This window comes from Photorhabdus sp. HUG-39 (assembly GCF_963878365.1).
GTDB lineage: Bacteria > Pseudomonadota > Gammaproteobacteria > Enterobacterales > Enterobacteriaceae > Photorhabdus > Photorhabdus kayaii.
Window position 1 is genome coordinate 38,317 of the sequence record NZ_CAWNWY010000028.1, and the last position, 20,824, is coordinate 59,140.

The following is a 20,824-nucleotide window of genomic DNA, read 5'->3' on the forward strand; positions in this document are numbered from 1 at the left end:
GTGCAGCCAACAAAGAGGCAGCTTGAAAGATGACGGGTATAGGTGATAATGTAAAAATAGGTGCAAGCTCTTGTATTATAAGTGATAATATAACAATTGGAGATAATGTATACATAGGCGCAATGTCATTTGTTAATAAAGATATCCCCGCTAATTGTATTGCGTATACACCTAAATCTCAAAATGAAATAAAGATAAAAAGTAAAAAATAATTAATTGAATATTCCAGTTTAAAATGAAAAATAGGACCACAATATGTTTTTTAAATATAAATATCTTTTAAAACTAGGTATGCTCTGTAAGCAGAATATAACAAAATCAATATACAGAAATGTATCCAGTAAAAAAATGAAGCACAATATGAACTTTTGGCCTCACATAAAGATCTCAAGAAACATTAATGGCAAAATCGACTCTGTTTCATTCAATAATAAAAATATAAACATCAATGAATTCCCCAAAAAATCAGAAAAACCCTTAATCATTATTGCATCTGGACCTTCGGTATCTACCATCAAAACAGATTTTTTTGATGATACCAAATTTGATATTATGGGTGTTAACGGTTCATATGAATTATCACCAGAAGTGAAATTCAAATACCATGTTATAATTGACCGAACATTCATTCTAAATAGGAAGAATATCGTTTTAAATATATTAAAAAACGATGAATTGATACTCTTCACAACAATGGATTGCCTCAACGATATCTTAATTCATTACGGTTATCTTGAATTAACATGTAAAGTCATTATTATTGAGAATATTGATCAACCAGTTTATCAAGAGGAAAAAGAACTTTTTGAAATAAAGAGTGATGAAATAATAATACAGAATGATGTAGCATTCTCATTAAACTTAAATCTCGGATTCTACAACGGAACAACAGTTGCCTATTCCGCTTTGCAAATAGCATTGTTTTTGGGCTATAAAAAAATATATTTCGCCGGTCTAGACATGAACAATTTTTCAAAACCAAGGTTTTATGAAACCCAAAATGACCAGCTAGATACCAAATTAAATAATAACTTACATGATTTCATCATTCCTTGTTTCAACCTGGCTCATGAAATAGCAATAAAAAAAGGAGTTAAAATTTATAATCTATCGAAAAATAGCGCTATAAATTCATTCGAAAAATTAGATTATAGGGAAATTTAAGTCATTAGATTTCTTATAAATACCAAGGCGCAACGAGATAATTAATAAATTTTTCATATTTTTAGATTGATTTATTTTTTATCTCGGAAATTTTCACCATCATAACTTCACAAAAAATTAAAATGATCACAGATAAATTTCATTTGGTCTTATTTTAATTAAGGGATTATTATTAATTCCAGAAATGTTAAAGCTATTTTTCGACACAATATTCCGAGACTATACCCGTCATCAATAATTACCATCGAAAAGACCAGCTATCATTGAACATTCATACCCCTTATTAAATGATTTTACTGTAAAATAATATTTATAAATATATTTGTGTTTATTTAAAGTTTCTTTATTAAATAATAAAGAATTTAATTAATAGGTATTTTCCCTTGAAAAATAAATTGTTGTTCTATGCTATAGAATCAAGTCATGTTAAGTAGAACTATTACTTAAATCATTTAGATGATGTCTTAAGTAATCACCAAGGATTTACTATGCAAAATATAAAAAGTAAGATAAAACATACTTTGAAACGATGCCGAGTCACTTTGCTAGAAACTCACTGATTTGGAGACCACTACAAGAAAAATAACTACCCTCTTTTACACCCTATAAATATTGATCACTTAGTATAATAGGACTTAATCATGAAAAAAATTAATGGAACATATATTTCATCACAAATAATAAACACGATGGAAGCAAGTAATGAACCGTGGGGAATCAAAGATAAAAATTCACGATTTATTTATGCTAACCTGGCCCTAAGATCTATTCAAAACATTCCAACATCATTTGATTATGAAGGACTTTTTGATGACGAACTTCCCTGGAGCGGGGCGGAGTTTGCGAAAGAATTTATTGATCATGATAAAATTGTCATGACAAAAGGGAAAAGAATCTGTTCACTTGAAACATATACATATGGAAAAGAAAAAATCTTATCGTCTTACTTCCAAGAAAAATTACCACTATATAACGATGCAAAGGAGTGTATAGGCATATTTTTTCATGGATGGAAAGCCAAAGATTTTTCATTAATTAACTTACATCAATATTATAACGAGCTGCCCACCTCTATTATATTTCACCCACCAACAGATTCTTTTACCCAACGTGAGTGGGATATTATTTTTTTCTTTTTACAAAAATACACCAGGAAACAGATTGGAAGAGTATTAAATATTTCTTACCGTACAGTTGAATCCCATATGACCAATATATATCACAAGATAGGTGTTGACTCCAACCAACAACTGGAAGAATATTGTCTCATCAACAATTTTAAACGCTATGTACCGGAAAAATTTTTACTCTCTTAATAATTTTATTTACTATTTTTAGAGCCTATCTCAATAAGCGTAATTGTTGCAGGCAGTTTGAACACGGACAGCGCGGAAAAACCGGAGCGTACACGTAGTACGTGAGGATTTTGAGCACTGCCTAGGTTCAAAATGGCAAATAAAATAGCCCTATTGAGATAGGCAGTTAGTCATAAAAAGCATGATTATACCCTATGGATTTCAAAATACATCGGGTATATACCCTATGGATTTCAAGATGCATCGCGACGGCAAGGGAGCGAATCCCCGGGAGCATAGATAACTATGAGACCGGGGTGAGTGAGCGCAGCCAACAAAGAGGCAACTTGAAAGATGACGGGTATAAACAAATAAATCATTTAAATAATAACCTAAATAATAAAATGTCATATTAACTATAAATTACAACAAAATAATACCATTATTGAACTAATTTACCTGTGTAAAAAATAATAATTCCCAGGAAAAATGATTAGTTATCAAAAATCCCCCGCCCTATTCTCTACCAATATCACAATTTTCCTAAGAATTACGATATTAAAATATTTTTAACTGGTAAATTACCTTCATCTATTGTAGAAAACACCGTTAATTATAGTAAGAAAATTTACCCAAAATTAAATCTATAATGTCATATACCCTATGGATTTCAAGATGCATCGCGACGGCAAAGGAGTGAATCCCCGGGAGCATAGCAAACTATGTGACCGGGGTGAGCGAGTGCAGCCAACAAAGAGGCAACTTGAAAGATGACGGGTATATACAACTAAACGATTATCGTAATAAAAATAACCATAATAATTATTTTATGAAAAAGTCTGTTATTGCTGGTAATAAAGTATTAAACTGACAATATGATTCAAACATATCACGACTTAAACCCAAAATGGGTAAAAAGGAATTATAATATGAGTAATCACATAACTATATCATCTCAAGTTATTAATACACTGGCAGCAAGCAACGAGCCTTGGGGAATTAAAGATAAAAACTCATGCTTTATTTACGGTAATTTAGCATTAAAATCTCTTCAGAACTTTTCAAATTCATTTGAATTTGAAGGGGTCTATGAAAATGAGCTTCCTTGGGATAGTGCTAAATTTGCGGAACAATTTATTAATCATGACAAAAAGGTAATAGAAAAACAGCAGAGAATATGCTCAATAGAAACCCATATATTTGGCAGAGAGAAAATCCTATCGTCTTATTTTTTCGAAAAATCACCTTTTTACCATCAAGATGGAGATTGCATCGGAGTCATATATCATGGTTGGAAAGCGCAAAACCATTCATTATCCTATTTACATCAATACCACAACACACTTCCCGCCTCAATTATGCTACAACCACCAACTGATCTTTTTACTCAACGTGAATGGGATGTCATTTTCCTCTTTTTACAGAAAAATACCAGAAAGCAGATTGGACGGATACTGAATCTAGCCTATCGCACTATTGAATATTATATGACTCGGATATACCGTAAGATAGGAATTAATTCCAGCCAACAACTGGAAGAATATTGTCGAGCCAATAATTTCAATCACTATATACCGGAAAAGTTTTTATTATCTTAGATTACGTATTTATTCCCAGTTTTTACATGCTGTTCTTATTCATTATTAATGGAGAAAATAACCCGCCCTGTTGGAATATTTTATTTAAAAATATTATAGTTATATTCAATAATTTTTAAAAATTATATATGAACCCATCAGGGCCTAATAAAGACACGCTCTAATAGATCATAATCAACTTGCATACTAATCGGCATATGAAAACCTAAACAAGTATATATACCCTATGGATTTCAAGATGGATCGCGACGGCAAGGGAGTGAATCCCCGGGAGCATAGGTAACTATGTGACCGGGGTGAGCGAGTGCAGCCAACAAAGAGGCAACTTGAAAGATGACGGGTATAGTTCTGTCCAACCAATATCTTTCTTTAATCTTTTCCTCGGAGGAAGTGATTTTTCAGGTTTGCCAAACTGTTTATGAATCCATTCCCGGGACATTAGCGATCAGGATCATGCTCAGCCGTGTCACTACCGTCATAGAGGATGGAGCTCACCTACAATTCAGGCTTTTAATGACAAATATGCCGTAGATCATACCATATCTTTAGGTACCAAAACCAACTCCATTTCATCTGCAAGCTCTTTAAGTTTTTCGTTAACCTCTTTAGAAGTAGCGGCTGGTTCAGATTCAAGAGACACATACAAATCTTTTTCTTCCACCCGATCTCCAAAAATTATTATTGCTTTACCACCGTGCTGCTTAGAGGGCCATCGAATTGCTTGAGCATCAGGATTGTCATGATAAATTTTTGCTGCCCAGAGCTGAGTAATATGATAATCCGATGCTCCTGATTCTACTAGTTGGCCTTGAATAATCCCCCATTTCTTCAGTATTCGTGGGTTGATATCCACATACTTGATATCTTTTTGTGGAGTAATTTGGCTATACGCTAAATCATCTAGTTTACCCAGATCAACAGGTATACCGGCGCAGTTTAGTGGAATATCGTGTAAAATCGTCTCCATAATAGCGACTCCTACGTTTTCACCGCCATAGAGTGTTGGAACAGAGATTCCATTATTTTTGAACGGGCTAAAACGGGCATTGCCAACACCAGGATTAAATTCAGCTCCTTTAAACTTGGCTTTATGAATACGTTTAATAGGCGTACCCGCTTTCCACTTTTGGATTTTGGCTGCTGTATTCTCTGGAGGAAATGGTATATCTTCTTGAAATTCTTTTTTATCATCAGCCATGACGCGGCCCTTCAGCTTCTTCTTTGGCTGCCATATAAACATTATCAGGTTGAGTTAATAAAAGGTCCTTTGGTTTTTTATTACCAAGCCAGCTATTTGGTGTGCCGAACCAGATAGCTATTGACCAAGGAGTTTTTTTGTCCCCAAACAGCGCAATAGTTTTCTTTATCACTGGTAACGGTTGGCCGCCTTCGTCTAGAGCATACAACGGGAAGAGGTCTTTGCCATTAATTGGCAATGCGAATATTTTTTTCGACTTTTTCCAACGATTTGCCGCAGCGCTGGAATTCACTGATTTAGATCCGGCTAATTTGCTGAGTTCACTTGCAGTCAGCCACTCTGAATCAGTAATGATCTGATTTTTTAATTTTTCAAGGCGTGCTTCATTACGGGAAGCAAATCCAATTTTTGAAGATGGTTCAGTCGTAACAGACCGATTTTTGTTCTTATTAAATGTAGTGACAGCGGTTATCGCACTAGCTATTGCCAACTTAATATCATGATAATCAATTGCTCTTGGCAACTTTACTACCACATACTGATCTGCCTCATCAGCAGGAATTTCAGACAAACTGATATGTTTTACAATATCCTTGTCATTTGATAACTCAATTGAAAGAAAGTCAAAGCTAACATTCTCCGATTTAGGTTGCGATTTAGTAATCATGCTGCCTCCATATTGTATCTGCTTGAGTTCGTATTTTGCGTATTTTGCGTATTTTCGTTATATGGATGATATGGCGTATTTGTAAAAAGTGCAAGAATTGATACACTGTAACCGACCGTCTTCTTTATCCTGCTTAAGCTCAGATTGCTCTTTCTCTTTATGGCTTTTATGGAAGACAACCCAATTCCCTTCCTTTTTACCCACCTTTTCAAACCATAGAATTTGCTCCGTTAAAAGAACGGTAACAAACAGCCATAGAAACAAATCAACACTATATGTTAGTTTCCAGCCATTCCTTCCGGCCAGACAGCAAAGAGAAATGGTCAAAAGCGGTAACCAACAAGCAATTACTGTCTAATAGGGGGAGTTATGCCATGACAACGGTATACCTATTTTGATAGAACTGCTTACGTACTTGATGAATAAGGAATAGGCATGAAGAGTTATCCATACGTATTTTGGTTTCTCGTTATCACTACTGATCTGTACAGCAATCTCTCTGTATCAACGAAGAGACTGATCATCGTTGATACAGAGTTCGGATAGGAATTCTCCACTGGTTCGTAGTATCGGGTAAGTGACGAAATTTTCAGACAAAAATAATCCCATTAATCCGACTGTCAACGGATTCGGTGCCGCCAGCCAGCGCCCGACACTGGTAACGCCACCACCAATGTAACGCATCACCAATGCTTCACCGTCCGCTACCACACCGCGAGCGGTGGCGGTGGCTTCGGCCTTATCTTTGCTACCGCTAAACCACCGACAATGATGTAAGTGCCGGGATGCTTACCACAGGTAACCTTATCCCCTTCGCGAGCAGTCGCTCACCCATTTTTTGCCTCCGGCGTTACCTCGTCGGCACTGTCAAAGCAGAAAATCATTGATACAAACTGGGGAATATGGGGTAAGAACGTGATTGTCACAAACATCTAAGTGGAACTTGAAATGCAACTTTATATCTCGGACTATACCATTTTAAGTAAGTTTTTTATTTAATTATTCTTCGATAATTTAATTTTATAGAATTTCCCTAACCTTAATTTTATTTAAGAATAGCCATTGTCCGCAGTAGGCAAATTCAAACTCGGTTTTTAGATTGAAAACTCTATTTAGTTGATTATTCTGACAATTCCAAAATATGGTTTATCTAATTACAATGTTCTAGATACACCGTTTAAAAAGCATTCTTTAATTGATCGAATATTATTCCGATTAAATGCCATTTTTTCGCCATTATTCCGCTCCCAAAATAACACCTTCTTTTTCATTCTATTACCTATCATCGTTATAACAACCGCTCCCTCACGCTTTGGTTAATGACAGAAAATTTTTGATCTACGTCACTTAATTACTCATGATTTAAAAAGCTTATTCATTAATTTTGCTGTTTAGTAAGTAAACTAAAATGTTTTTATACAAAATAGTATTTTTAGTTATATTCGTTAATGTTAAAAGTATCATCATATAACAATAAAAGACTTAATTAATAAATATATGTATTTTGACGAGCAAGTTATTATATTCTATTATATTACCAAGGCATTTTGAGTATAATTAGTTAACAAACATGTCAGATAACAACTGAAATAATCGTTCAGGAGTCACCAATGCAACATATAAAAAACAGACCTAATAATATCACCCCACAATTAATTCATATGTGGGAAAACAGTGATGAACCTTGGGGAGCCAAAGATCTCCAATCAAGATTTATTTACGCCAATTCCGCTTTTTATCAACTGCATAATTTGCCTGAAGATTTCGATATTACCGGGCTTACATCAGGTGAATTACCCTCACCTATTGCAGAATATGAAAAAGAATTCCACCGTCAGGATCAAAAAGTTCTTCAAACTATGCAACGCGTTAGTTCACTAGAAACGCATCCATTTGAAGAACATAAGATTAAGCAAATCTATCTTTGTAATAAATACCCACTTTGTGACGAAAATGGCAATTGTATTGGGCTCACTTTTCATATGTGCAAAACCCAAAACTTTTCTACTGCTTACTATTATGATAAAACCCCTCCCGCAACGTTGGAATTTATCGCCCCTAATGACAAATTGACACAAACTGAATGGGAAGTTCTCTTTCTAACTCTGCGCTCATTAGATGAAGAGAAAATCGGTGAAGAGTTAATGATAAGTGCCGAAGATGTGGTTAATCATATTCAGTCAATTTACCAAAAATTCAATTTATCATTACACGAAGAATTGAAAGATTTCTGCAAAGAAAATAAACTTGATGTTTATATTCCCGCAAGATTTGTCACTATCGGTAGTATGGAATTAAATTGATTATAAAATTAAAAATCTAATTTTAAGGCTAGGAAAACAGGATTGATAGTATGGACAATAAACTAATTATTTCATCTCAAGTTATTAATACATTGACGCAAAGTAATGACCCGTGGGGAATAAAGGATAAAAACTCATGCTTTATTTATGGTAATTTGGCATTAAAATCCCTTAAAAATTTTTCAAGTTCATTTGAATTTGAAGGGCTTTATGAGCATGAATTACCTTGGGATGGGGCCGAATTTGCCAAAGAATACATCACTCATGATCAAAAGGTGATGGAAAAAGAAGAAAGAGTATGTTTGCTTTTAACACATACTTTTGGAAAAGAACAGATTCTTTCGTCTTATTTTTTTGAAAAATACCCTCTTTATCATGAAGACGGAAGCTGTATGGGAACGATATATCATGGTTGGCAAGCCCAAGATTTCTCATTCACCCGGCTATTTCATGGAAAATTGCCAGCCAATATTATGTTCCAACCACCGACCGATCTCTTTACTCAACGGGAATGGGATGTTATTTTTCTAATGTTACACAAATATACTAGTAAGCAAATCGGTAGAATGTTAAATATTTCCTACCGTACGGTTGAAACCCATATCTCACGCATCTATAAACGAATTGGTCTTCATTCTAGTCGTCAATTAGAAGAATATTGTCGCACCAATGATTATGATCTCTATGTACCAGAAAGGTTTGTGCATCCAGAAAGCAGAATGTTTCCTTAATCTTTAGATTAAAAGGAGATTTTACTGATATGAAGAAGAACTATGCACTATCACCTCAGATTATTAATACAATGGAGATGAACAATGAGCCGTGGGGAATAAAGGATAGTTCTTCAAACTTTATTTACAGCAATGCAGCTAAAGAAAAAGGAGTAATAACATGGACAATAAACTAATTATTTCATCTCAAGTTATTAATACATTAAAACAAAGTAATGACCCGTGGGGAATAAAGGATAAAAACTCATGCTTTATCTATGGCAATTTGGCATTAAAATCTCTTAAGAATTTTTCAAGTTCATTTGAATTTGAAGGACTTTATGAGCATGAGTTACCTTGGGATGGGGCCGAATTTGCCAAAGAATACATCGCTCATGATCAAAAGGTGATGGAAAAAGAAGAAAGAGTATGTTTGTTTTTAACACATACTTTTGGAAAAGAACAAATTCTTTCATCTTATTTTTTTGAAAAATACCCTCTTTACCATGAAGACGGAAGTTGTATGGGAACGATATATCATGGTTGGCAAGCTCAGGATTTCTCATTCACCCGGCTATTTCGTGGAAAATTGCCAGCCAATATTATGTTCCAGCCACCGACCGATCGCTTTACTCAACGAGAATGGGATGTTATTTTCCTGATGTTACAAAAATATACCAATAAGCAAATCGGTATAATGTTAAATATTTCCTACCGTACAGTTGAAAACCATATCTCACGCATATGTAAACGAATTGGTCTTCATTCCAGTCGGCAATTGGAAGAATATTGTCGCACCAATGATTATGATCTCTATGTGCCAAAAAGATTTGTGCAATCTGGAAGCAGAATGCTCCCTTAACCCTTAAATTAAAAAGGAGTTTTTACTGATATGAAAAAGAACTATGCACTATCACCTCAGATTATTAATACAATGGAGCAAAGTAATGCCCCCTGGGCAATAAAGGATAAAAACTCATGCCACATTTATGTCAATCAAGCATGTAAAAGCCTTCTCAATATTTCATGTTCTTTTGACTTTGAAGGACTTTATGATGATGAATTACCCTGGGATGGGGCCGAATTTGCCAAAGAATACATGGTTCATGATCAAAAGGTGATGGAAAAAGAAGAAAAAGTATGTTTGCTTGTAACACATAATTTTGGAAAAGAACAAATTCTGTCATCCTATTTTTTTGAAAAACATCCTCTTTATCATGAAGACAGAAGTTGTATAGGAACAATATATCATGGTTGGCAAGTTCAGGATTTCTCATTCACCCGGCTATTTCATGGAAAATTGCCAGCCAATATTATGTTCCAGCCACCGACTGATCTCTTTACCCAACGGGAATGGGATGTTATTTTCCTGATGTTACACAAATATACCAGTAAGCAAATCGGTACAATGTTAAATATTTCCTATCGTACGGTTGAAAACCATATCTCACGCATCTATAAACGAATTGGTCTTCATTCTAGCCGTCAATTAGAAGAATATTGTCGTACCAATGATTATGATCTCTATGTACCAGAAAGGTTTGTGCGCCCAGAAAGCAGAATGTTTCCTTAATCCTTAGATTAAAAGGAGTTATCACTAGTATGAAGAAGAACTATGCAATATCACCTCAGATTATTAGTACAATGGAGATGAACAATGAGCCGTTGGGAATAACGAATAGTTCTTCAAACTTTATCTACAGCAATGCAGCTAAAAAAAATTTATTCATAATTTTAAACAATTATTTGATTATGAAGGGTTTTATGATCTTACATTACCCTAGGGTTTGGGTAGTCGTGAGTTAAATTGATGATAAGATTAAAAATCTAATTTTAAGGCTAAAAAGAGGAATGATAACATGGAAAATGAATTAATTATTTCATCTCAAGTTATTAACACCATGCAGCAAAGTAATGAACCTTGGGCAATCAAAGACAAAAACTCATGTTGGATTTTTGGTAATTTGGCATTCAGACAAATCCAAAATCTCCCAGATTTATTTGATTATGAAGGGAAAAATGATAGTGAACTCCCCTGGAACGGGGCTGAATTTGCAAAAGAATTCGTTATTCACGATAAAAATGTTATGAAACAAGAGAAAAGAATATGTTCACTTGAAACACATACATATGGGAAAGACAAATTTCTATCATCTTATTTTTCGGAAAAATATCCAATATATAATGATGAAAACGAATGTATCGGTCTCTTTCTCCATGCATGGAAAGCCCAGGATTTCTCATTCACTCGGTTATTTCGTGGAAAACTTCCAGCCTCTATATTATTTCAACCACCGACCGATCTTTTTACTCAACGGGAATGGGATGTTATTTTCCTGATGTTACACAAATATACCAATAAGCAAATCGGTATAATGTTAAATATTTCCTACCGTACGGTTGAAAACCATATCTCACGCATATGTAAACGAATTGGTCTTCATTCCAGTCGTCAATTGGAAGAGTATTGTCGCACCAATGATTATGATCTCTATGTGCCAGAAAGTTTTGTGCATCCAGAAAGCAGAATGTTTCCTTAATCCTTAGATTAAAAAGGAGTTGTTACTAATATGAAGAAGAACTATGCACTATCACCTCAGATTATTAATACAATGGAGATGAACAATGAGCCGTGGGAAATAACAGATAGTTCTTCAAACTTTATCTACAGCAATGCAGATAAAAAAAATTTATTCATAATTTTAAACAATTATTTGATTATAAACTATCCTAGGGTTTGAGGTAGTCGTGAGTTAAATAGATTATAAGATCAAATATCTAATTTTAAGGCTAGAAAGAGGAATGATAACATGGAAAATGAATTAATTATTTCGCCTCAAGTTATTAATACTATGCAACAAAGTAATGAACCTTGGGCAATCAAAGACAAAAACTCATGCTGGATTTTTTGTAATTCGGCACTTAGACAAATGCAAAATATCCCGGATTTATTTGATTATGAAGGGAAATATGATAGTGAACTCCCCTGGAACGGGGCTGAATTTGCAAAAGAATTCGTTATTCACGATAAAAGTGTTATGAAACAAGAGAAAAGAATATGTTCACTTGAAACACATACATATGGAAAAGATAAATTTCTATCATCTTATTTTTCGGAAAAATATCCAATCTATAATGATGAAAACGAATGTATCGGTCTCTTTATCCATGGATGGAAAGCCCAAGATTTCTCACTTACTCGACTATTTTATGGAAAACTTCCTGCCTCTATATTATTTCAACCACCGACTGATCTCTTTACTCAACGGGAATGGGATATTATTTTCCTCCTATTACACAAATATACCAGCAAGCAAATCGGTAGAATGTTAAATATTTCCTATCGTACGGTTGAAACCCATATATCACGCATATATAAACGAATTGGTCTTCATTCTAGTCGTCAATTAGAAGATTATTGTCGCACCAATGATTATGATCTCTATGTACCAGAAAGGTTTGTGCATCCAGAAAGCAAAATGTTTCCTTAACCATTAGATTAAAAGGAGTTCTCACTAATATGAATAAGAACTATGTCATCTCCCCTCAGATTATTAATACAATGGCGCAGAGTAATGAACCCTGGGGAATAAAAGATAAAAACTCATGCTTTATTTATGTCAATCAGGCATGTAAACATGTTCAAAATATTTCAAGCTCTTTTGACTATGAGGGGCTTTATGATTATGACCTTCCCTGGGATGGAGCCGAATTTGCTGAAGAATACATGACTCACGATAGAATGGTGATGGAAATAGAAGAAAGGATGCGTTCACTTATAACACATGTACATGGAAAAGAACAAATTCTTTCATCTTATTTTTTTGAAAAACATCCTCTTTATCATGAAGACGGAAGCTGTATAGGAACAATATATCATGGTTGGCAAGCTCAGGATTTTTCATTCACCCGATTATTTCGTGGAAAATTGCCCGCCAATATTATGTTCCAGCCACCGACTGATCGCTTTACTCAACGGGAATGGGATGTTATTTTTCTGATATTACACAAATATACCAATAAGCAAATCGGTATAATGTTAAATATTTCCTACCGTACGGTTGAAAACCATATCTCACGCATATGTAAACGAATTGGTCTTCATTCTAGCCGTCAATTGGAAGAATATTGTCGCACCAATGATTATGATCTCTATGTACCAGAAAGGTTTGTACACCCAGAAAGCAGAATGTTTCCTTAACCATTAGATTAAAAGGAGTTCTCACTAATATGAAGAAGAACTATGTCATCTCCCCTCAGATTATTAATACAATGGAGCAGAGTAATGAGCCATGGGGAATAAAGGATGAAAACACACGCTATATTTATGTCAATCAAGCATGTAAACGTCTTCAAAATATTTCAAGCTCTTTTGACTATGAAGGACTTTATGAACATGAATTGCCCTGGGATGGTGCCGAATTTGCTAAAGAATACATGGCCCATGACAGAAAAGTGGTAGAACAGGAAAAAAGAATATGTTCACTTGAGACACATATACATGGAAAAGAGCAAATTCTGTCATCCTACTTTTTTGCAAAATATCCTCTTTACCATGAAGACGGAAGCTGTATAGGCGTGATATATCATGGTTGGCAAGCACAAGATTTCTCATTCATTCGACTATTTCATGGAAAACTGCCGGCATCTATTATGTTCCAGCCACCAACCGATCTCTTTACTCTACGGGAATGGGATGTTATTTTCCTGATGTTACACAAGTATACCAGCAAGCGAATTGGTAGAATGTTAAATATTTCTTATCGTACGGTTGAATCTCATATCTCACGAATATATGGAAGAATTGGGGTTCATTCTAGTCGTCAATTGGAAGAATATTGTCGCACCAATGATTATGATCTCTATATGCCAAAAAAATTTATCCATCCCAAAAACAGAGTTTTTCTTTAACCTTTAGAATACAGGAGTTTTGCCAATATGAAAAATAACTATAAAATATCACCTCAAGTTATTAATACAATGGAAATAAGTAATGAACCGTGGGGAATAAAGGATAGTTCTTCAAACTTTATTTACGGTAATTCAGCCACAAAGAGGTTTATTCATAATTTTAAAGAGTCATTTGATTATGAAGGGCTTTATGATCATGAACTGCCCTGGGATGGTGCTGAATTCGCCAAGGAGTTTATTCTCCACGATAAAAATGTCATGGTTAAAGGCGAAAGAGTCTGTTCACTTGAAACCCATGTTTTTGGACAAGAGCAAACTTTGTCATCCTATTTTTGTGAAAAGTTGCCTCTTTATCATGACAATGGTAATTGTATGGGAATTATGTACCATATGTGGAAGGCTAAAAAGTATTCATTAACCTACCTACATCAATATTATGATAAATTACCGTCATCCATGCTACTCCAACCCCCTTCCGATCTTTTTACTCATCGGGAGTGGGATATTATCTTTCTCTTCTTACAGAAACAGCCCAAAAAACAGATTGGGAAAATATTGAATATCGCCTATCATGAGGTCGAAGAACATATGTCAAGGATATATCGTAAAATCGGGATTCACTCCAGTCAACAGTTGGAAGAGTATTGTCGAGCCAATAATTTTGATCACTATATCCCAGAAAGGTTTTTATTGTCTTAAATTACGTATTATTTCCCAGTCCCTACATACTACCTTTGTTAGTTATTTATTGATAAAATAGACGACCCTATGGAAATATGCTTTGCTTTCAATGATATATTTACATTCAATAATTCTAAAAAGCAATAATTATCTTAAAGGATATTTATGAATAAATCAGGATTTAAAGAAGTCCCTTTTATTACTCGTCAATTAACACATATATGGGACAGAAGCCCCGATCCTTGGTTTGTAAAAGATAAGGAATCTCGCTTTATTTATGCAAATACCAAGTTTATTAAAATCATTAAGTTACCTGAAAACTTTAATATCATAGGGTATAGCGTTGACGAATTACCAATACCTGTTAATGGTTTTGCCCATCACTTTAAAGAACATGATCGCAGGGTCTTAGAATGTATGCAGAAAGTATGCTCTGTCGGCACTTATCCTCAAGGTAATGGTCGGCCGCCTAAATCCTATTTTTGCGAAAAATATCCATTGATGAGTGAGGATAATCACTGTATTGGCATTATTTCTCACGCCAGAGAATTAGAGCACTTTACGGTTTATCATTATATTAAAGAGCATATACCAACCTCAGCCAGCCTCAGACCACCTAATGATTTGTTAAATGAGAAAGAGTGGATGGTTATTTTTCTATTTTGCTGCGGTATGAATAATAATGAAACATCCATTGAAATGAATGTTTCATGCCATTCGGTGGAAAAACATTTTGAAAGTATTTACGAAAAACTATCCGTCAGCTCATTGACTGAGTTACGATTACTTTGCAAAGAAAAGGGGTATGATCTCTATGTTCCACCAAGGTATTTTCTATCAATAGGTCATTTTATATTATAAATAATCGATTTTACTGTTAATTATTAATAATTCTATTGATCATTCAGGTAATAATAAGGGATACAATTAATGGCATCGCCGATCTTTACATTAATTCAGGATTTATAAGCCTTGAGCCTTGATATCGATTTCCCCATCTTTTCCTTTAAAGAGGGTACTCTCGCCGACACAAGGCGGGAGGGGAGTTTCGACGGGACGTTAGTCCCGTATAGTGTTTCACAACTTCGAGCATCGTCACACGCGCCGGCAAAATGAAAACGAGACCCAAGAACGGGCTTGTTGTCTGCCTCTCATACTGATGGAAAGCGGTATATCGGGAGTGGTTGAAGGTGTAGCAAGGAAGCGGCCTGTGCACAGCTTTGACTCAGGAGCCTTATCACTGTCTCCGCACCACTTCGATTAGGATTTATCCTTATCATCCGTCTCTCTAACGCGGGATCAGATTGACGGAATGTACCAGATAACCGGTAAAACAGTGGCGGAATGTCAAACTTTGATTCAGCGCCCACCGGATATGGCAGTGCACCAAGCTTATGAGCAACATGAAGTACCTGTTCGGCAATCTCATCATAAAACTCCACCAGCAATACTTTCGATTGTGCATTGGCGATAAACGCCTGTTTCACCTGCGGTATGATTCCCTGATTAAGCCGGACCACTAATGTTTCACTCACCTGAGCCTGCACAGCATGCATCACCGGAGCAAATACTAATCCACGCAATACTTCCAATGCCTGAAATCCCTGTACTTGACTGCCACCGGAATACATACTACGCCGGATGCGCTCTATTGCCGCTTGTTGACCTACCACAACACCGATACCTTGCGGGCCAAACAGTTTAAAGCTGGAGAAGGCCGATAACACAGCCCCCCATTCACAACCGATTCGTTCCACTTTCATGGCAGCATAATTATCGTCAACCAGAACCGGTAGTGATGCAGCATTCAATAGTGATATAACTTCTGCCAGCTCATAAGCATCATCAATTTTCTGCCGTGTGTGTTGTACTAACCCCGCCACCGGTGCATGTTGCAAAATCGCAGCCTGTATTTGTTCGGATTGATTGAAATCGGCCCGCACCAGATGTAAGCCCATCTGCTCGGCAATAATCGCCGTCGAGGGATATAACGGCGCATCATGAATCAGCAGGCTATTACCCGCATTAAGTAATGCCGACAACCCACAACGTATTGCCCCAGTTCCCGCCCCTTGTACTAACACAGCAGCCTCAGCAGAAAAGAAATCGGCAATGACCTGTTCAACGCGTTGCGTTATCTGTGGCCGGTTCAATCCCGGCACCAGCCCTAAATCTCCTGTGGTGAGAAAATCCGCACCTGGAAAATAGCGGCAGATAATATCAACTAAACGAAACTGCTTGTGCTGCGCCTGCTCCATACTCAGACTAGGTAATGGATATGTGTTCAATATCGGCTCTCCCGTGCTTCCCCTCTATTTTTATCATCACAAAAATTAGCTGATGCCCAACAGATAGATGACGTTAGCTAGCACACCAACCACAATCGTTGCAATCGGCCCAATCGCCATTTCAACCAAAGGACGTTTAGCCGTACGGTTGAGTAGATAAATACCCGCCACCACCATAAATCCCATGCCCGGCAGAATGGCGTTGGCAGCCATCATTCCCCCCACCAATAAGGCAACTTCTAACATGCGGGTAATAACAGTACGAATATGCTCACCACAAGCTTTGACTCCGGGATATTTATCCAACCAGATAGCAATTCTCGCCAGCAGTTTGATTTCTATAAACATAATCAAACTACCGGCAATGAAGGCAATCCACAGATTATTCGTGACTAACCCAGCGACAAACACGAACTTCATGCCGACCGGGCTATAAACCCCTGTCGCAATGGCTGTCATACCGACTAACGGCACAAAGCTGATCGCTCTGGCAAGCGCCACCAACATGGCGTTAGCCCCTTCCCCCTGCGCCATCAGTTGCAGTGATACCGGACCTTCCGCCAGCAGGCTGAGTGACATCGAAGCCGCTACCGCAGTCAAACCCCCACTTAATACCAGCAACCAGATGTTATTTTGAATGCGCTGTATCCGCGTGGAGAATAGTCCAACCAACGTCTCATTCGCACCTTTAGCCGGAGCAGATCCCTCGCCGGCTTTGGGAGCACGCTGTTTCATAGCAAAGTAGAACATCACAATCATTGAGATCAGCAGGGCTATCCCGTTAGGATCCAATTGCACCGGTTTGCTCAGAGCCCCACCAAAACTCAATGATCCTACCGCTTTCGTCGCGATATACCCCACCAATGTCGCAATCAGTACCCATATTCCTTTGCCATATCCGTATTGATAGGCCACAACAATCGCAGGAAACAGGGCAAAGCAGGCTACGATAGGATCGCCAACTTTACTCAGGTTACCCATGAAATTAACCGGCAAATGGGCAAAGATATCGACAACAGATCGTAAACCGGTCATCAAGGCAACGGCATATAGTGCTCCCAAGACAGCGGCAAGTATGAAACCTTTTTTACTGTTTGCACACCAAGTACCAATAACATCGGTTCCCAATAATAAGCTATGCACCAGAATAATCGGGGCGGTCAGCGAGAACGGAATACCAAAGCCGATAACCAACCCAAAACTTAGGGCAAAACTGGTGGCAGCCAGGGTTTTACGATTCATACGCCCTTCCAGATGCTCCGGCATTAAAGGACGTAGCCCATCATGAAATACTGCAATACCACGGTTAGCCATCATGGCAGATATCCCACCAATCACCGCCAACAAACCCGCTTTAAACGGATCAATTTCCATTAAGCGAGTGAAAAATTCATATTCCATTTTCCTGTCCCCATGAAGAAAGAATAGCCTTGATAACCACCGGAATAACCGCGTCTATATCCTGACCAGTAAAACCAAATGCCGTTTTCCCGGCGTTAACATGGGCAATAATTTCTTCATCAGGCAGGATCTTCCCTGGCATACTGATGGTGGCGCATTTGTCAATACCAACAATCGCAATTGCCATTGCCAAAGCGCCTCCACCGGTATTACAGGCTCCCAAATAGTAATCCGCATCACCACTCTTAAGCGCCATAGCGGCATCTATGTCGCCCATCACGGTAATGGATAAGGTTTTATCCCCGGCCAGACGGCGTAAAGTTTCAGCAATTTTTTCTTTCTCAATTTGTCCTCCAATAACAAATCTCATATGTTTTTCCTTTATTTGAAAAATAGCATTGGGTTATTACGTAACATCAAATCAATATCAGTTTGCGTTAATCCAGCCCGGTTTAGCATCGGCACAAAGGTGGTGATTAAATAAGCAAACCCATTGCCACCATTGGCTTTTAAGTGAGAACGACGGGTAATATCCATCGATAACATGACGCGGTTAAGCAAGCCACTTCGGGCCAGGGTCTGTAACATAGCGATCCGCTTTTCATCCGGGTAGTAATCGTTTTTTCCAATCGTGTCGAACTGGATGTAGGCCCCCTGTTCAATGATGCGCAAGATGTTGTCCAGATTATCTTTAAGATCACAGTGACCAATCACTACGCGTTCAGCATCTACACCGTGCTTTTTCAGTAATGCCAGTTGCTCAAGACCCATTGTGCTTAATGTCGTATGGGTCGAAACAGGACGCCCGGTCTCCAAATGGGCTATCGCCGCAGCATAAAATACTTTCTCTTCATCAGGCGTAATTACCCCCTTGCTGGAACCAATTTCCCCAATGACTCCGGCTTTCAGCGTCGTACCGTCGATACCCTGTTCAATCTCAGCGATCATTTCATCCGCCAATTGTCGAGCTGTGGTATGTGCTACATGTTCAGGAAAAAAGGCAGATTGGTAATAGCCAGTTGAAACTATTACATTAATGCCGGAGTCCCGCATCAGATCCAGCATAAACTGTGGGTTACGTCCCATGTAACGATTGGTCATCTCCACAATATTGTGTACACCCAGGCTGACCAGTGTTTTCATCTCTTCACAAATCAGGTCGTACTGATCCAACCGGCAGTCAATGTTGTTTTTAAATGACGATAAATCGAGATGCAGGTGCTCATGTGCATAGGTATAACCAGATGCATCAATTCTGTTTTTCTGGGTCATGAGTAAGAGAGTCCTCAGACGAAGAGAGTGGAACGGCGTCTGCTCACAGGCCATTTTCTCTATTAATCGGGATAGGGTTTCCTTGGCTGTCATAAAGCCCTTCCAAGACCAGATGCCCTGACTGGATACCGCTAACCAACGCCACATCACTGCGAGTAGCAAATATCTGGGTGCGAAAGCACAGCACGACAACACAGCCGACCGGAAATTCACCGCTCAGAGGAAAATGGTAATCAATGCTGGTGTCATCCATCGGTAACAGGTGCGTGGCGGTGATCTGGCCGTTTGGCAGGAATATCAGCGCGTTATGCGCCCGTCCACGACGGTAATAACCGCCCCCATAGCAGTAACTGTTACCATTAAATCGGTGGGATATTTCCGTCAGATAGAGCATAGCAATGCGCTCTGGCTGCTCTCCCCGAAAATTGGCAAGGATTGTTCCTGTTAGCGCATGTCCAGGCTCGGTATGGGTAACGCCATACTTTGCCAGTAGCGGCAGTGTGCTACAGCTTGACGCCGACGGCGCATTTATCTGCGTCACCTCAACCCCAGTTTGTCGTAAAATGTCTTTTGCTTTCAGTAAAGTAAATAAGTTTGGCGCCGGCAGTGTCTGCTGCTGATCCTCTTGCCACAACAAGCAAGGAAAATGTGTCAATCCCGTCAGTTTTACACCGGGCATTGCCATGATGCGCTGAACGATGGTGTGCAATTCCGACAAGTGAAAACCCGCTTCCTGACCTGGATATAAATGATCATGATCATCATAGATTTTCAGCATAATGCGTTGCACATTTCCTTCACGCTGCGCCAAACTGGAAATTTCCTCCGCTTTTTCTAAAGAATATACTGTGATCACTTTCGGATGTTGCTGCATCACTGAGGAGATCATATGACGAGGGATCTGTACCAGATGGCCTGCATGACTAACCGGGATATTCCCATTCATCAAGACTCTGGCCTCTTTAAAATCCACCGCGGTGACACCCTGATAACCCAGTTCCATCAGTTTACGAGCCAACCAAGGGTTACGCCCCACCTGTTTGGTCATCAGATAAAGAGCAATACCATAATGCTCCGCTACCGCAAGCAATCGTCTGGCATTTTCTAAAACCTGATCAACGTCAATAACATAAGTATCAGGCAGTAAGACCCCTCGCGCCCATAATGTCTGGGCTGCCTCAATCAGTGCCGGATTTTGTTTGTTCAGCGCATGTATAAACATGCTGTACCTCCTGTACTCCTTCGGCGATCAATGCCACTGCAATAAGTTAGATGTTAAATCATCATTTTTTTGAATATTTGATGGAAAAAAAAATCCTTCATCTCTGTTGTCGTG

General features: G+C 37.8%; 25 protein-coding genes and 1 pseudogene. 17 read left to right on the top strand and 9 right to left on the bottom strand.

Annotation, left to right across the window (positions count from 1 at the left end; all coding sequences use genetic code 11):
- The first annotated feature begins 29 nt into the window (after positions 1–29).
- The 6 genes from AAC155_RS16970 to AAC155_RS16995 all read left to right on the top strand — a co-directional run bounded on the left by AAC155_RS16970 (position 30) and on the right by AAC155_RS16995 (position 4,057).
- Positions 30–212: a DapH/DapD/GlmU-related protein gene (locus AAC155_RS16970; RefSeq protein WP_113043439.1), complete on the top strand. Its 183-nt coding sequence runs from the start codon at positions 30–32 to the stop codon at positions 210–212.
- A 43-nt stretch (positions 213–255) separates the two neighbouring features.
- Positions 256–1,164 carry a lipopolysaccharide core biosynthesis protein RfaZ gene (locus AAC155_RS16975; RefSeq protein WP_113043440.1) on the top strand — a complete coding sequence of 303 codons (909 nt, stop codon included), beginning with the start codon at positions 256–258 and terminating at the stop codon, positions 1,162–1,164.
- A gap of 641 nt (positions 1,165–1,805) precedes the next feature.
- Entirely contained in the window at positions 1,806–2,480 is a 675-nt protein-coding gene (locus tag AAC155_RS16980; RefSeq protein WP_113043441.1) for a helix-turn-helix transcriptional regulator, read from the top strand.
- A gap of 194 nt (positions 2,481–2,674) precedes the next feature.
- Positions 2,675–2,875 (top strand): hypothetical protein, encoded by a 201-nt coding sequence (locus tag AAC155_RS16985; RefSeq protein WP_158536589.1) that lies wholly within the window; start codon positions 2,675–2,677, stop codon positions 2,873–2,875.
- 308 nt (positions 2,876–3,183) lie between these two features.
- Positions 3,184–3,330: a hypothetical protein gene (locus AAC155_RS16990; RefSeq protein WP_158536590.1), complete on the top strand. Its 147-nt coding sequence runs from the start codon at positions 3,184–3,186 to the stop codon at positions 3,328–3,330.
- A 58-nt stretch (positions 3,331–3,388) separates the two neighbouring features.
- Positions 3,389–4,057 carry a helix-turn-helix transcriptional regulator gene (locus tag AAC155_RS16995; protein WP_191214934.1) on the top strand — a complete coding sequence of 223 codons (669 nt, stop codon included), beginning with the start codon at positions 3,389–3,391 and terminating at the stop codon, positions 4,055–4,057.
- A gap of 283 nt (positions 4,058–4,340) precedes the next feature.
- On the opposite strand, the gene AAC155_RS24535 is transcribed toward AAC155_RS16995, so the two are convergent.
- The 4 genes and pseudogenes from AAC155_RS24535 to AAC155_RS17015 all read right to left on the bottom strand — a co-directional run.
- Positions 4,341–4,496 carry a DUF6392 family protein gene (locus AAC155_RS24535; protein WP_387491229.1) on the bottom strand — a complete coding sequence of 52 codons (156 nt, stop codon included), beginning with the start codon at positions 4,494–4,496 and terminating at the stop codon, positions 4,341–4,343.
- A 93-nt stretch (positions 4,497–4,589) separates the two neighbouring features.
- A complete protein-coding gene (locus AAC155_RS17005) occupies positions 4,590–5,255 on the bottom strand; it encodes an RES family NAD+ phosphorylase (RefSeq protein WP_113043443.1) in 666 nt (221 codons plus the stop codon).
- Positions 5,248–5,922 (bottom strand): antitoxin Xre/MbcA/ParS toxin-binding domain-containing protein, encoded by a 675-nt coding sequence (locus tag AAC155_RS17010; protein WP_113043444.1) that lies wholly within the window; start codon positions 5,920–5,922, stop codon positions 5,248–5,250. The genes AAC155_RS17005 and AAC155_RS17010 overlap by 8 nt, the downstream gene beginning before the upstream one ends.
- A gap of 591 nt (positions 5,923–6,513) precedes the next feature.
- Positions 6,514–6,687, bottom strand: a pseudogene (locus AAC155_RS17015) (S-type pyocin domain-containing protein); the annotation flags it as partial.
- A gap of 845 nt (positions 6,688–7,532) precedes the next feature.
- Between AAC155_RS17015 and AAC155_RS17020 the strand changes: the two are divergent.
- The 11 genes from AAC155_RS17020 to AAC155_RS17070 all read left to right on the top strand — a co-directional run bounded on the left by AAC155_RS17020 (position 7,533) and on the right by AAC155_RS17070 (position 15,388).
- Positions 7,533–8,225 carry a PAS domain-containing protein gene (locus AAC155_RS17020; RefSeq protein WP_113043446.1) on the top strand — a complete coding sequence of 231 codons (693 nt, stop codon included), beginning with the start codon at positions 7,533–7,535 and terminating at the stop codon, positions 8,223–8,225.
- 50 nt (positions 8,226–8,275) lie between these two features.
- Positions 8,276–8,956, top strand: a complete 681-nt coding sequence (locus AAC155_RS17025) for a helix-turn-helix transcriptional regulator (RefSeq protein ID WP_113043447.1) — start codon at positions 8,276–8,278, stop codon at positions 8,954–8,956.
- Positions 8,957–8,985: 29 nt separating this feature from the next.
- On the top strand, positions 8,986–9,132 hold the full coding sequence (locus AAC155_RS17030) for a hypothetical protein (protein WP_390904663.1): 147 nt from the start codon (positions 8,986–8,988) through the stop codon (positions 9,130–9,132).
- Positions 9,117–9,797: a helix-turn-helix transcriptional regulator gene (locus AAC155_RS17035; RefSeq protein WP_113043448.1), complete on the top strand. Its 681-nt coding sequence runs from the start codon at positions 9,117–9,119 to the stop codon at positions 9,795–9,797. The genes AAC155_RS17030 and AAC155_RS17035 overlap by 16 nt, the downstream gene beginning before the upstream one ends.
- Before the next feature lie 30 nt (positions 9,798–9,827).
- The gene (locus AAC155_RS17040) at positions 9,828–10,508 is read left to right on the top strand and encodes a helix-turn-helix transcriptional regulator (protein ID WP_113043449.1); all 681 of its coding nucleotides are present in this window, start codon (positions 9,828–9,830) and stop codon (positions 10,506–10,508) included.
- 286 nt (positions 10,509–10,794) lie between these two features.
- Positions 10,795–11,475 carry a helix-turn-helix transcriptional regulator gene (locus AAC155_RS17045; RefSeq protein WP_113043450.1) on the top strand — a complete coding sequence of 227 codons (681 nt, stop codon included), beginning with the start codon at positions 10,795–10,797 and terminating at the stop codon, positions 11,473–11,475.
- A 270-nt stretch (positions 11,476–11,745) separates the two neighbouring features.
- On the top strand, positions 11,746–12,426 hold the full coding sequence (locus tag AAC155_RS17050) for a helix-turn-helix transcriptional regulator (RefSeq protein ID WP_113043451.1): 681 nt from the start codon (positions 11,746–11,748) through the stop codon (positions 12,424–12,426).
- A 29-nt stretch (positions 12,427–12,455) separates the two neighbouring features.
- Positions 12,456–13,136, top strand: a complete 681-nt coding sequence (locus tag AAC155_RS17055) for a helix-turn-helix transcriptional regulator (protein WP_113043452.1) — start codon at positions 12,456–12,458, stop codon at positions 13,134–13,136.
- Positions 13,137–13,165: 29 nt separating this feature from the next.
- Positions 13,166–13,846: a helix-turn-helix transcriptional regulator gene (locus AAC155_RS17060; RefSeq protein ID WP_113043453.1), complete on the top strand. Its 681-nt coding sequence runs from the start codon at positions 13,166–13,168 to the stop codon at positions 13,844–13,846.
- A 27-nt stretch (positions 13,847–13,873) separates the two neighbouring features.
- A complete protein-coding gene (locus AAC155_RS17065) occupies positions 13,874–14,545 on the top strand; it encodes a helix-turn-helix transcriptional regulator (protein ID WP_113043454.1) in 672 nt (223 codons plus the stop codon).
- A gap of 147 nt (positions 14,546–14,692) precedes the next feature.
- A complete protein-coding gene (locus AAC155_RS17070; protein ID WP_113043455.1) occupies positions 14,693–15,388 on the top strand; it encodes a PAS domain-containing protein in 696 nt (231 codons plus the stop codon).
- Between the two features lie 290 nt (positions 15,389–15,678).
- Here the strand turns inward: AAC155_RS17070 and AAC155_RS17075 are convergent, their stop codons facing one another.
- The 5 genes from AAC155_RS17075 to AAC155_RS17095 are packed head-to-tail and all read right to left on the bottom strand — an operon-like array spanning position 15,679 to position 20,710.
- The gene (locus AAC155_RS17075; RefSeq protein ID WP_113043456.1) at positions 15,679–16,815 is read right to left on the bottom strand and encodes an aminotransferase class V-fold PLP-dependent enzyme; all 1,137 of its coding nucleotides are present in this window, start codon (positions 16,813–16,815) and stop codon (positions 15,679–15,681) included.
- Between the two features lie 45 nt (positions 16,816–16,860).
- A complete protein-coding gene (locus AAC155_RS17080; protein WP_113043457.1) occupies positions 16,861–18,216 on the bottom strand; it encodes a YhfT family protein in 1,356 nt (451 codons plus the stop codon).
- Entirely contained in the window at positions 18,206–18,586 is a 381-nt protein-coding gene (locus AAC155_RS17085) for a DUF2620 domain-containing protein (protein WP_113043458.1), read from the bottom strand. Before AAC155_RS17085 ends, AAC155_RS17080 begins: the two co-directional genes overlap by 11 nt.
- Before the next feature lie 11 nt (positions 18,587–18,597).
- A complete protein-coding gene (locus AAC155_RS17090; RefSeq protein ID WP_113043459.1) occupies positions 18,598–19,488 on the bottom strand; it encodes a phosphotriesterase-related protein in 891 nt (296 codons plus the stop codon).
- A gap of 43 nt (positions 19,489–19,531) precedes the next feature.
- Positions 19,532–20,710, bottom strand: a complete 1,179-nt coding sequence (locus tag AAC155_RS17095; protein WP_113043460.1) for a YhfX family PLP-dependent enzyme — start codon at positions 20,708–20,710, stop codon at positions 19,532–19,534.
- Between the last annotated feature and the right edge of the window lie 114 nt (positions 20,711–20,824).